Source organism: Amycolatopsis vancoresmycina (assembly GCF_000716785.1).
GTDB lineage: Bacteria > Actinomycetota > Actinomycetes > Mycobacteriales > Pseudonocardiaceae > Amycolatopsis > Amycolatopsis vancoresmycina.
In genome coordinates this window covers 189969-201684 of sequence record NZ_JNYY01000011.1, presented here as the reverse complement: position 1 = coordinate 201684, position 11716 = coordinate 189969, and the positions used below count along the sequence as shown (strand labels likewise).

The window sequence follows — 11716 nt, the reverse complement described above, 5'->3', positions numbered from 1 at the left end:
CCCTGGCTCATGACGACCTCCACCGCCACCGGCGCGGCCACCCTGCCTGCCGCCCGGGGTCCGCTGTCGGAATCCGTGCTGGGGACGCTCCGGCGCGAACACCCGCGGGCGGACCTGGACTTCGACGGCCTCGCGGACGCCGACCCGCTCGGCGACGACCTCCAGCTCGCCCTGCACCTGTGCTACGAACTGCACTACCAGGGCCTGCCCGGGGTCTCGGCCGACTGGGAGTGGGACCCGGAGGTGCTGCGGCTGCGCGGCGCGCTGGAGGCGCGGTTCCTCGCCGCGCTGCGGGAAAACGTGGCCGGCGGGGACGACGTGGCGGGCGAGCTCGACGGCCTGCTGGTCGAACCGATCGACGTCGAAGGGATTTCGCACTTCCTGCGCGACCACGGCGACTGGGCGCAGGTGCGGGAGTACTTCACGCACCGCTCGGTCTACCACCACAAGGAAGCCGACCCGCACGCGTGGGTGATCCCGCGGCTGCGCGGCCGGGCCAAGGCCGCGCTGGTGGCCGTGGAGTTCGACGAGTTCGGCGGCGGCCGCGCGGAACTCGTGCACGCGCGGCTCTACGCGGACCTGCTGCGCGCGGCCGGCCTGCCGGACGGCTACCTGGAGCTCATCGACCACGTCCCCGGCGCGATGCTGGCGGTGGTCAACATGATGTCGCTGTTCGGCCTGCACCGGTCCCTGCGGGGCGCGCTGTGCGGGCACTTCGCGGCGGCGGAGATCACGACCGGGCCGTCGGCGCAGCGGATGGACCAGGCCCTGGGCCGCCTCGACGCGCCGGAGGCGTGCCGGTTCTTCTACACCGAGCACATCGAAGCCGATGCGGTCCACGAACAGGTGATGCGCCACGACGTCCTCGGCGACCTGCTGGAGCAGGAGCCGGCGCTGGCCGCGGACGTCGTGTTCGGCATCCAGGCGACGGAGTTCCTCGAGGGCCGCTTCGGCGAGCACGTGCTGGGCCGGTGGCAGGCCGGGGAATCGTCGCTGCGGCTGCCGCTGGACTGACGTGGGGGTGGCCTCCCGGTTCGCCGGGAGGCCACCGGTTCAGTCCTCCGTCCGGGTGCGGATCCGCTTGCGGTGGCTGGTGTCGCAGAAGGGGAACCGCTTGCTGCGCCGGCACGCGCACACCGCGACGACGAACCGGTCCGAACGCACGGTGCCGCCCTCCGGTGTGCTCAGCTCGACCGGGCCCTCCACGAGGACCGGCCCGCCCGGGACGACGGTCACCCGGCGGGGGCGCTCAGCGGACGGCACGGAGCACCACCAGCTCTTCCACCCGCTGCCCCGGCTCGATCAGCCCGGCCGCCTCCAGGAACGCCGTCCGTCCGGAAAGGACCGGTCCGAACGGGATCCACGCGCGGCGGGCGACGGACGTCCGGAGGCCCTGCGCGGTCAGCAGTTCCCGCGACCTGTCCACATCGGACAGGGCGGACTGCACGAGCAGCATGGTCCCGCCGGGACGCAGGAGCGTGCCCGCGGCGGCGCACAGCGGGTCGAGCACCGCGCGGCCGTCCGGGCCCGCGTCCCAGCCCCGGGTGGACCGGACCGCCGGGGCCGCGGACGGCACGTACGGCGGGTTCGCGACGACGACGTCGAACGGGCCTTCGCGCAGCGCCCGGCTCAGGCCGCCCCGGCACGGGCGCACGGTGAGCCGGCGGACCAGCGCGTTGAGCCGCGCCGAAGCCAGCGCCCGGCGCGAAAGGTCCACGGCGAACACGGTTCCCGCGCCGCGGCGGGCCAGCGTGACGGCCTGCGCGCCGGTGCCGGTGCAAAGGTCGAGGGCCCGCGCGCCGGCCGGGATCGCGAGATCGGCGATCGCCGCGGCGAGCAGGGCGGTGTCCTCCTGGGGGCGGTACACCCCCGGCAGCCGCAGCATCCGCGGGGCGGGCGGGACGGGACGGGGGGCGACGGGCCGGGCGGCCAAGGGGCCCGGGCGGACGGGTTCCGCCGACGTGGTCATCTGGGTCTCCTCCACTCGCCGCGGCCCGGCGCGATCGCCGGTGGGACAACCGCGTCGTTCCGGGCTTACCCGGCGATCACCGCGGCAAACGCCGTGGTTGAGCCGGGTGCGGCGGGGTATCCGGGACGGAACGGATCGAGGAGAGGAGAACCGGGATGACGTCCGAAGAGCGCACGCAGCACCCGACCGAGCCGGCCGAAGGCGCCCGCGGCGACGACCCGCACGGTGACACGCCGGAAGCCCAGCGCGAAACCCTCCGCGGCGAGCAGGGCACGTCGGACGGCGATCAGCACGACGACAGCGACCCGCAGTCGGGCTGACCGCGGGCCGTCCCGCGGGGGTCGCGTTCGGACTGTCCGAACGCGACCCCCGCTTTTCATCCCTCAAGCGAACTCGAAGGGCAGCGCGTCCACGCACGCCTGGTACTTCTGCACCATTTCGTGTTCGGTGTGCCCGGCGACGAACAGGTGCGCCAGTTCAAAGCTGTAGCTGTCCTGCTCCGGCAGGTCGGAAAGCCGCTGCCCCACCTCGGGGATGATTTCGATCTGGGTGCCGTCGACGCGCTCCTGCACGGCTTCGATCTCTTCGCGGGTCGGCACGCGCGTCACGACGCCGTCTTCGAAGCGGCGCAGGTACCACTTTCCGGCGATCTGGTAGGTGCCCTTGGTGGGGCGGCGGCCGGGGTCCTGACCGAGGCCGAGGCGCACCATGATCTCGTGGTTGGCCACGCCGTCGACGAACTCGAACAGCTCGGCGTGCGACTGCGAGTGCCGCGGGTTGATCTCCAGCAGGCACACCTGGCCGGATTCGGGGTCGCAGAAGAACTCGATGCTGAAGGTGCCGTTGTCGAAGCCGATCTGCTTCATCACCCGCTCGGCGACGTCCCGCATCCGCTGGACCGGCTCCTCCCCCAGCTGCGACGGGTACTGGTGGCGCAGGAAGGAGGAGCTGTCCGGGTAGTTGATCGAGTCGAGGGCACCGTAGACGGTGACTTCGCCTTGGTGGACATACCCTTCGATGGCCGCCTGGACGCCGTGCAGCGCTTCTTCGGCCAGGCACGCCGCGCCGCCGACGCGGGCGATCTCCGGCGGGAGCGACACCTGTTCGAGCACGTAGCCGAACGGCTCCCCCACCCGGCCGACACCGGCCCGGATTTCGGCGACGGCACCGGCGAATTCGGCGTCGTTTTCGGCCTTGAAGGCCAGTTCGGAGGAGAACGACTTGACCGGCTTGAGCCACATCGGGTAGCCGACGCCGTCCGGCGGGGCGGGGTGGGCGCCGTCGAGGTCGACGATGCCGAAGTCCGGCAGCTCGTCGATGGCCTTTCTCTGTTCCAGCCGGCTCCAGTACTTGTGCTCGCACTTGAGCACCGCCTCCAGCGACACGCTGGGCAGGCCGTACCGGGCGCACAGGATGGGAACCAGCGACGCGGCCGGGAAGTCCCAGTAGCTGACGATCGCGGCGACGTCGCCGTCGAACGCGTCGAGCTCGTGCTGGGCGGTCTTCAGGAGGGCTTCGAAGTCGATCTCGCCGTGCTGCAGCTCTTCCGGGGTCAGCAGGCCGTGGAACGAGCAGGTCCCGGCCAGGGGCAGGCGTTCCAGGACCCGCCGGTTCTCCTCGTCCAGGCCGATCACGAAGATGTTCGTACTCATGCCCGGGGGCTACCCGGCGCTCCGAACAGGCCAAACGGGGCCGGATGGCCGGTTTGGCCCGGCGGTGAGCGGGCATCCGCAGGCATGACAGCCCTGCCCGAACCGCTATCCCTGTGGGTCGACACCGCTCCCGCCCCGGATCGCACCGGCGTGCCGGTGCCCGGCGCCGCCGACGTCGCGGTGCTCGGCGCGGGCATCGCCGGGCTCACCACCGCGCTGCTGCTCGCCCGCGGCGGCCGCTCGGTCGTCGTGCTGGAGGCCGAGCGGGTCGCGGCCGGGGTGTCCGGCCACACCACCGCGAAGGTGAGCGCCCAGCACGGGGCGAAGTACGCGGACCTGGCGTCCCGCCACGGCGACGGCGCCGCGAAGGTCTACGCCGGAGCGCAGGCGGCGGCGGGCGAATGGATCGCCGCCACCGATGCCGAGCTCGGCATCGACTGCGGGTTCACCCGCGCCGACAGCTACGTCTACACGACCCGGGGCAGCACCGTCGATTCACTGAAGCGGGAGGCGGACGCGGCCGCCGCGGCCGGCCTGCCCGCGTCCTTCACCGAAGACGTCGCGCTCGACGTGCCCGCGCTCGGGGCGGTGCGGACCACCGGCCAGGCGCACTTCCACCCCCGCCGGTGGCTGCTGGGCCTGGCCGCGGAGGTCGAACGGCTCGGCGGCACCGTCGTCGAGCACGCCAGGGCGACCGCGGTCAACGGGCGGACCGTCCGCACTTCGCGCGGCGACGTCGAGGCGGGCGAGGTCGTCGTCGCCACCCACTACCCGGTGCTCGACCGCGGCCTGTACTTCGCCCGGCTCGACCCGGTGCGCGACCTCGTCGTCGCGGGCCCGGCCGCCGGGAACACCCCGCCGGCGGGCATGTTCCTCGACGCCGACACGCACCACTCCGTGCGCGGGTACACCGAGCGGGGCACGCCGATGGTGATCGCCGGCGGCGAGCACTACCGGGTGGGCGCGCACGTCAACGTCGAACGCCGGTACGGGCGGCTCGCGAGCTGGGCGGACGCGCACGCGGGCCTACACCGCGTGACCCACCGATGGTCCGCCCACGACCTGTCCACGCCCGATCTGCTGCCCTACGTCGGCCGGTACCTGCCGGGGGCGAAGAACCTGTGGGTGGCCACCGGGTTCGGGCAGTGGGGCATGACCGGCGGCACGGCCGCGGGGCACGTGCTGGCGGCGCGGATCCTCGGCGAGCCGCACCCGGCCGCGGACCTGTTCGACCCCAACCGCTTCGACGCCCGCTCGGTGCTCGAAGTGGCGCAGGACAACCTGACCGTGGCGAAGTACCTGGTCGGCGACCACGTCGCCGCGCTGTGGCGGTCGGAGAAGCTCGACGACCTGCAGCCCGGCGAGGCCGAGGTCGTGCGCGTCGGCGGCGAGCTCGTCGCCGCCCACCGCGACGAAGCCGGGAAGCTGCACACGGTCGGCGCCCACTGCACGCACCTGGGGTGCCTGGTCTCGTTCAACGACGCCGAGAAGACGTGGGACTGCCCCTGCCACGGTTCGCGGTTCGGCGTCGACGGCGCCGTGGTGCAGGGCCCGGCGGTCCGGCCGCTGCGCCGCGGCCGGGAATGAGCCGGTGGGGACGTCCCCACCGGCCCGCCCGGCCTAACCGGCGGCGAGTTTCTTGCCCGCGTCGTAGAGCAGGTGCAGGGCGTCCGCCACGCCCACGGCCGTGAGCACGGTGGCCGCCAGGCGGGCCGGCCGCGGCGCGATCACCAGGCCGGCGGCCAGTCCCGTGCCGACCCAGACGTTCAGGCAGAACGGGCACGACACGAGCTCGCCCACCGCGTGCTCGACGTGGCCCGTGCCGGGCACGGACTCGTTCAGCTCGTCGTCACCGGCCGGCTCTTCGTAGCGGGTGAACGGCGCCCGCAGCGGGCTGGTCACCGCGTCCTTGGCCAGCAGGCGGCTGGCCTTGAACGTCGCCGCGCCCAGCAGGAGGGTGTCGCCGACGCCGAACCGCTCCGGCAGCCGGGCCCCGACGGCCCGGCCGAGCAGCGTCAGCCCGCCCACCAGCGCGCTGTAGGCGCCCATCGCGGCGACGTACCCGCCCAGCGGCCGGTCCTCGTCACCGGCGTAGCGGCGTTGGATCCGCTTCGCCTGCTCGGCGACACTCATGCATCCGCCGATCCGGGCTTCATCATCTTGCCCTGCTGCTTGGCTTTGGCCTCGTCCGGCAGGACGCGGGAGGCGGCCGCCTGGAGCTTGTTCTTCACCGCGCCGGGCACGATCTTGTCCTTCCCGGCCATCAGCGCTTCGTACCCCGCCTCGGCGATTTCGGCCGGGCTGTCCTTGTCGCCGGCGGCGATCTTGGTGTCCTCCATGCCGGCGCGTTCGAAGAACTCGGTGTCGACCGGGCCGGGCAGCATCGCGGTGACGGTGACGCCCGTGTCCTTCACCTCGGCCCGCAGCCCTTCGGAGAACGAGGTCAGGAACGCCTTCGAAGCGGCGTAGACGGCCTGGTAGGGCCCGGGCGAGGTGCCGGCGATCGACGAGGTGAACAGCACCCGGCCGCGGCCGCGGCCGACCATGCCGGGCAGCACCCGCTTGGTCAGGTGCACGGCCGAGCGGACGTTCAGGTCGACGACCGTCAGCTGGTCCTCCAGCCGGGTGTCCCCGGCGAACTCGCCGTCGACGCCGACGCCGGCGTTGACCGCCAGCGCCGCCACCGGGCGGTCGGCGAGGTGTCGGACCAGCTCCTCCACGCCGTCGGGGGCGGCGAGGTCGGTGCGGACCGCCTCGACCTGCGCGCCGCAGGCGCGGACCTCGGCGGCAGCGGTGTCGAGCTCGGCGTCCTCGGCGGCCAGCACGACGTCGAAGTCGTGCCGGGCGAACTGCTTCGCCAGCTCAAGCCCGATCCCACTGGACGCGCCGGTGACGACGGCGAGCGGCTTGGTTGCGGTGGTCATCCGTGCTCCTTCCGGTCCTTCGTCGTCGGCTACCCGCCGCGGCGGCGGGCAACCATGGTTTCCCGGTACGCGGGGCGGGTATTTCGCGGCGGTGGGACGTACCAGACTCCGGCGCAGTGACCTGCGCGGCCCGGGCATCAAGCGCATCCGCCGCGGCCGCGGGTTCTCCTACGCCATGCCCGACGGCTCGCCGGTGACCGACGACGAGCTCCTCGCGCGGATCAAGGACCTCGTCATCCCGCCGGCCTGGCGGAACGTGTGGATCAGCCCGTACCCGAACGGGCACGTCCAGGCGGTCGGCACCGACGACGCCGGGCGACGCCAGTACCTCTACCACGAGCAGTGGCGCCGCGACCGCGACGAGGAGAAGCACGACCGCGTGCTGCAGATGGCCCGCCGGCTGCCGCAGTGGCGCGAGTCGGTCGCGGCCGACCTGGCGGGGTCCGGGCTCACCCGGAAGCGGGTGCTCGCCGCCGCGCTGCGCATGCTCGACCGGGGGATCTTCCGCACCGGCGGCGAGGAGTACGCGGAGGAGAACGGCACCCACGGCGTCGCGACGCTGCTGCGCTCGCACGCCGCGGTCCGGGGCGACGAGTGCCGGTTCTGCTACGTCGCCAAGGGCGGCCTGGACCGCGAAGTGGCGATCTGCGACGCGGAACTCGCTTCGGTGCTGAAGTCGCTGCTGCGCAGCCGGTCGGGCAGCGACCGGCTGCTGGTCTACCGCGAGGGCGGCACGTGGCACGAGGTGCACGCGGCCGACATCAACGAGCGCTTCAAGGAACTGGCGGGCGAGGACTGCACGGCCAAGGACATGCGCACGTGGAACGCGACCGTGCTGGCGGCGGCCGCCTTCGCCGCGGCGGACCCGCCGACGTCGGAGACCGCCCGCAAGCGCGCGGAGGCGAAGGTGATGAAGGAGGTCTCCACGGCGCTGGGCAACACCCCGGCGGTCTGCCGGTCGTCCTATGTGGACCCCCGGCTGGTGGAGGCCTACCGCGCGGAGCGCACGATCGCCCCGGCGCTGAAGCGCGCCGCGCGGCTGGACGGCGACGAAGCGCGGGCGGTCCTGGAGCGGGCGTGCGCGAGGTTGCTCAACGCGTCATGACATTCTGCGTGAGGAGGCACGGTGAGTGAGCGTGGATCCATCCTAACGTGTACTGGCCGCCGACCGCGGTCGTCGGGGAACCTGGAGAGGATGACACCCGAAGCCTCTCCCGTCCGCTGGCGCGCGTCGATCGGCCTGACCGTCGGCGGCGGCCGGGCCGTGTCGAGCATCGTGGAGTCGGACCACGGGAGCGAAGGCTCGGCGCGGGAGTGGATCGAACGGAAGCTGCCGCGGACGCGGTTCCCGGCGTGGATCCCGGCGGCGCGGCGCGCGGACGGGGTGGAGTTGTTCGGCCGGGTGGCCCGCGGACGGGTCGCGACGGACCGGCTGGTGCCCGTCTGGGAGGGCGAGGCGACACCGGTCTGGCACGCCGATCGCGCGGGCGATCGGGTCGAGTGGCGGCGGTGCGGGGTCGAGGACCGCTGAGGATCTCCGGGGCCGGTTGAGGCGCTCCCCAGCGGGGGTGGTCACCGCCCCGGATCGGAGGCAGCCGGCCCGCGGTTACCCGTGCTGCTTTCCCGCCGCGCCGATGTCCTTCCGCAGCAGGCAGAACTCGTTGCCCTCCGGGTCCTGCAGCACCACCCACGACTCCTCCCCCGTCTGGCCCACGTCCGCCGGGCGGGCGCCGAGCGCCGTCAACCGGGCCAGTTCCGTCTCCTGGTCGCTCCCGGCCGGGTTCACGTCGATGTGCAGAGGGAGCTTCGCCCGCTTCGGGTTCTCGCTCTGGGCCAGCACCAGCGTGGGCGGGCCGTCACCCAGGCGGGCTCCCGGGACGCCCAGCTCCAGGCCGTCCGGCTCGTGGCCGATCACCTCGTACCCCAGGACCGCGCACCAGAACTCCGCCAGGCGATCCGGGTCGTGGCAGTCCAGCACCAGCCCGGTGATGCGGCAGGCCATCCGCTCACTCCCGTTCCGACTCCGCCACCGCCGCGGCTTCGTCTGCGTCCATCGCCTTCGTGTCCCGCGGCGGCAGGAACGGTTCCTCCTGGTCGTCCTCGCCGCCCGCCTCGATCGCGCGGCCGCGGGCCAGTTCCGCGTCCAGTTCGGCCCCCAGCAGGACCGCGAGATTGGAGATCCACAACCATACAAGGAACACGATCACCCCGGCCAGGGAACCGTAGGTCTTGTTGTAGGACCCGAAGTTCGCGACGTACAGCGCGAACCCCGCCGACGCCAGCACCCACAGCACGACCGCCAGCAGCCCGCCCGGCGTCAGCCACCGGAACCCCGGCTGCCGGACGTTCGGCCCCACCCAGTACAGCAACGCGAACGCCACGCTCACCAGCACCGCGATCACCGGCCACTTCGCGATTTCCCACACCAGGATGCCGGTCGACCCCAGTCCGATCAGGTCCCCGATCCGGCGGGCGACCGAGCCCGTCGCGACCACCCCCAGCGCGCACGCCGCCAGCAGCACCACGATGCCGACGGTCAGCGCCACCCGCAGCGGGACCACCTTCCAGATCGGCCGGCCTTCCGGCATCCCGTAGATCGCGTTCGACGCCCGCATGAACGCGCCGACGTAGCCCGACGCCGACCACAGGGCGCCGAGCAGGCCGAGGATCGCCAGCGGGCCGGCCAGGCCGCGCGAGCCGGCCAGTTCCTTGATCGCGCCGACGAGGATGTCCTTGCCCTGGCCGGGGACGACCTGGTCGATGTTGTCGATCACCGTCTGGATCTTGTCCGGGCCCAGCAGGCCCAGGCTCGCCGTCAGCACGATGATGCCCGGGAACAGCGACAGGACGCCGTAGTAGGTGAGCGCCGCCGCCCAGTCGGTCAGGTTGTCGTGGCCGAACTGCTGGAACGTCCGCTTGAGCACGGCGCCCCACGAACGCTTCGACAGTTCGCCCGGGCCCTCGGGTTCTTCTCGCCGTCCGGCTGCCATCGCCACCTCCGCTCGGTACGAGCGGGCATACCCCGTCCGTGAATGGGTATGCCTGGTTCGTCACCCGAAGCAGGAGGAAGCCGTGCCCGAGGTCAGCCGCGTGATCGACGTACCACCCGACGCCGTGTTCGCCGTCCTCGCCGACGGCTGGCTCTACGCGGGGTGGGTGGTCGGCAGCTCGCACATCCGCGACGTCGACGGCGACTGGCCGGACGTGGGTTCGCGGATCCACCACAGCGTCGGCCCGTGGCCGCTGCACGTCCAGGACGTCACCGTGGTCCGGGCGGTCGAGCCAGGCCTGTCGCTCTCGCTGGAGGCCCACGGCTGGCCACTGGGCGCCGCGGCGGTCGGGCTCACCCTGGTCCCGCACGGCGACGGGCAGACGCTCGTCCGGATGAGCGAGCACATCATCCGCGGCCCCGGCAAGGTGCTCCCCGAGGCCGTGCAGGCGCTCATCGCCAAGCCGCGCAACAACGAGTCCCTGGCCCGGCTCGCCGACCTCGCCACGGGTAAGCACGCCCGCGCGAAGAACGGCCACCCCCGGCCCTAACGCGGCGGGGCGGCCGGCGGGCTAGCCGTAGACCGCCCGGTTGGCCGCCCGGATCACCGCCGCGTAGCCGGCGCCCAGTGCTCCCGCCCTGGCCAGGGCCGCGCGGGCCGCGTTCGAGCCCGGGCCGCCGTGGACCGCGCCGCCCGGGTGGGCCGAGGCGCCCGCCAGGTACAGGCGGTCGACCGGGGTGTCCGGGCGGCCCGTGCCCGGGACCGGGCGGAAGAACAGCTGCTGGTGGATCGCCGACGTGCCGCCGTTGACCGCGCCGCCGACCAGGCCCGGGTTGTGCTCCGCCAGTTCGGCCGGGCCCTGCGCGTAGCGGGCCTTGATCAGGGCGGTGAACCCCGGCGCGTTCGCCTCGACCGTCTCCTCGATCCGCTTGACCCGCCGGTCCAGGGCCGCCCGGTTCTCCGTCGTGCCGCGCGGCACGTGCGTGTACGCCCACGCCGACTCGGTGCCCGGCGGCGAGCGGTCGGGGTCGGTCGTGGTCATCTGCCCCAGCAGCAGGAACGGGCGGCGCGGCGTCCGGCCGCGGGCCAGCTCGCCGCCGAACGCCGACAGCCCGTCCAGGTCCGTGCCCAGGTGGATCGTGCCGGCCCCGCGCGCCGCTTCGGCCGTCCACGGGATCGGCCCCGACAGCGCCCAGTCCACCTTGACCGTCGCGCTGTCCCACTGGAACCGCGCCAGGTCTTCGGCCAGCCGCCGCGGCAGCCACTCCGGCGCGAGCAGCTCGCCGTAGAGCGTCGGCGCCGGGACGTCGGCCAGGACCGCCTTGCGTGCCCGCACCGGATCGCCGCCGGCGTCGCGGACACCCAGTGCCCGGCCGCCGGCCACCAGCACCTCCCGCACCGGACGTCCACAGTGGACTCTTCCGCCGCGGGCCTCCAGGCGGCGCACCAGCGCCGCGGTCAGCTCGCCCGCGCCACCCGCCGGCACCGGGAACCCCTCGTCCTGGCCGATCATCGCCATCAGCCAGCCGAACACCGCGCTGCCGGCGTTGTCGACGGACAGGTCGCTGTGCGCGGAGTTCCCGGCCAGCAGCAGCTTCGCGCCCTCGCCGGTGAACAGCTCGTCGCCGAACCGGCGCACCGGCAGCGTCAGCATGCGCGCCAGCCGCAGCGCCTCGGCGGTTCCCGTGCGGCGCAGCAGCTTCAGGCCCGGGCGGATCGGCGGGAACGACGTGAACAACGCCTCCATGAGCGGTTCGCGGATGTGCCGCCACTGCTCGAACAGCCGCCGCCAGGCGTCGCCGTCGCCGTCCCCGAACGCCTCGACCGACGCCGCCGTGCGGTCGAGGTCGCGGGACAGGACCACGCACCGGTCGTCGGGCAGGACGTGCGCGAGCACCTCGGGCGCGTGCCGCCAGCGCAGGCCGTACTCCTCGAGGCGCAGGCCGCGGATCGCCGGGGACACCGCGCTCATCGGGTAGAAGGCGCTGAACAGGTCGTTGCGGAAGCCCGGCTCGGTGACCTCGGCGGTCCGGACCGCGCCGCCGGGGTGGTCCGTCGCCTCCAGCACCAGCACCGACCAGCCCGCGTCGGCCAGCAGGTTCGCCGCCACCAGGCCGTTGTGGCCGGCGCCGATCACCACCGCGTCGACGGCTTCCGTACTCACTCCGGCCTCCCGGTTGG

At 73.5% G+C, this 11716-nt stretch carries 14 protein-coding genes; 6 read left to right on the top strand and 8 right to left on the bottom strand.

Annotation, left to right across the window (positions count from 1 at the left end):
• Window positions 1-9: 9 nt before the first annotated feature.
• On the top strand, window positions 10-1014 hold the full coding sequence (locus tag OO60_RS26635; protein ID WP_003063226.1) for an iron-containing redox enzyme family protein: 1005 nt from the start codon (window positions 10-12) through the stop codon (window positions 1012-1014).
• A gap of 39 nt (window positions 1015-1053) precedes the next feature.
• Here OO60_RS26635 and OO60_RS26630 read toward each other — a convergent pair whose 3' ends face one another.
• Together OO60_RS26630 and OO60_RS26625 are read right to left on the bottom strand one after the other, a co-directional pair.
• On the bottom strand, window positions 1054-1263 hold the full coding sequence (locus OO60_RS26630) for a CDGSH iron-sulfur domain-containing protein (protein ID WP_003063228.1): 210 nt from the start codon (window positions 1261-1263) through the stop codon (window positions 1054-1056).
• Window positions 1250-1969, bottom strand: a complete 720-nt coding sequence (locus OO60_RS26625) for a methyltransferase (RefSeq protein WP_003063232.1) — start codon at window positions 1967-1969, stop codon at window positions 1250-1252. The genes OO60_RS26630 and OO60_RS26625 overlap by 14 nt, the downstream gene beginning before the upstream one ends.
• A gap of 155 nt (window positions 1970-2124) precedes the next feature.
• Here OO60_RS26625 and OO60_RS47205 point away from each other — a divergent pair, with 155 nt between their 5' ends.
• Window positions 2125-2289 carry a hypothetical protein gene (locus OO60_RS47205; protein ID WP_003063234.1) on the top strand — a complete coding sequence of 55 codons (165 nt, stop codon included), beginning with the start codon at window positions 2125-2127 and terminating at the stop codon, window positions 2287-2289.
• Window positions 2290-2352: 63 nt separating this feature from the next.
• On the opposite strand, the gene OO60_RS26620 is transcribed toward OO60_RS47205, so the two are convergent.
• The gene (locus OO60_RS26620; protein ID WP_003063237.1) at window positions 2353-3621 is read right to left on the bottom strand and encodes an ATP-grasp domain-containing protein; all 1269 of its coding nucleotides are present in this window, start codon (window positions 3619-3621) and stop codon (window positions 2353-2355) included.
• 84 nt (window positions 3622-3705) lie between these two features.
• Between OO60_RS26620 and OO60_RS26615 the strand changes: the two genes are divergently transcribed.
• Window positions 3706-5208 (top strand): FAD-dependent oxidoreductase, encoded by a 1503-nt coding sequence (locus OO60_RS26615; protein ID WP_003063239.1) that lies wholly within the window; start codon window positions 3706-3708, stop codon window positions 5206-5208.
• Window positions 5209-5241: 33 nt separating this feature from the next.
• Here the strand turns inward: OO60_RS26615 and OO60_RS26610 are convergent, their stop codons facing one another.
• Both OO60_RS26610 and OO60_RS26605 read right to left on the bottom strand, forming a co-directional pair.
• Entirely contained in the window at window positions 5242-5754 is a 513-nt protein-coding gene (locus OO60_RS26610) for a DUF1360 domain-containing protein (RefSeq protein ID WP_003063242.1), read from the bottom strand.
• Entirely contained in the window at window positions 5751-6545 is a 795-nt protein-coding gene (locus OO60_RS26605; RefSeq protein WP_003063245.1) for an SDR family NAD(P)-dependent oxidoreductase, read from the bottom strand. Before OO60_RS26605 ends, OO60_RS26610 begins: the two co-directional genes overlap by 4 nt.
• Before the next feature lie 91 nt (window positions 6546-6636).
• Here OO60_RS26605 and OO60_RS26600 point away from each other — a divergent pair, with 91 nt between their 5' ends.
• The gene (locus tag OO60_RS26600; RefSeq protein ID WP_033262299.1) at window positions 6637-7650 is read left to right on the top strand and encodes a DNA topoisomerase IB; all 1014 of its coding nucleotides are present in this window, start codon (window positions 6637-6639) and stop codon (window positions 7648-7650) included.
• Window positions 7651-7740: 90 nt separating this feature from the next.
• A complete protein-coding gene (locus OO60_RS26595; RefSeq protein ID WP_003063252.1) occupies window positions 7741-8076 on the top strand; it encodes a hypothetical protein in 336 nt (111 codons plus the stop codon).
• Between the two features lie 75 nt (window positions 8077-8151).
• Here OO60_RS26595 and OO60_RS26590 read toward each other — a convergent pair whose 3' ends face one another.
• Window positions 8152-8547, bottom strand: coding sequence for a VOC family protein (locus OO60_RS26590; protein WP_003063256.1), 396 nt, complete (start codon window positions 8545-8547; stop codon window positions 8152-8154).
• Window positions 8548-8551: 4 nt separating this feature from the next.
• The gene (locus OO60_RS26585; protein WP_003063258.1) at window positions 8552-9535 is read right to left on the bottom strand and encodes a YihY/virulence factor BrkB family protein; all 984 of its coding nucleotides are present in this window, start codon (window positions 9533-9535) and stop codon (window positions 8552-8554) included.
• An 82-nt stretch (window positions 9536-9617) separates the two neighbouring features.
• Here OO60_RS26585 and OO60_RS26580 point away from each other — a divergent pair, with 82 nt between their 5' ends.
• The gene (locus tag OO60_RS26580) at window positions 9618-10085 is read left to right on the top strand and encodes an SRPBCC family protein (RefSeq protein ID WP_003063262.1); all 468 of its coding nucleotides are present in this window, start codon (window positions 9618-9620) and stop codon (window positions 10083-10085) included.
• A gap of 21 nt (window positions 10086-10106) precedes the next feature.
• Here the strand turns inward: OO60_RS26580 and OO60_RS26575 are convergent, their stop codons facing one another.
• Window positions 10107-11699: a phytoene desaturase family protein gene (locus tag OO60_RS26575; protein ID WP_033262298.1), complete on the bottom strand. Its 1593-nt coding sequence runs from the start codon at window positions 11697-11699 to the stop codon at window positions 10107-10109.
• Window positions 11700-11716 lie beyond the last annotated feature (17 nt).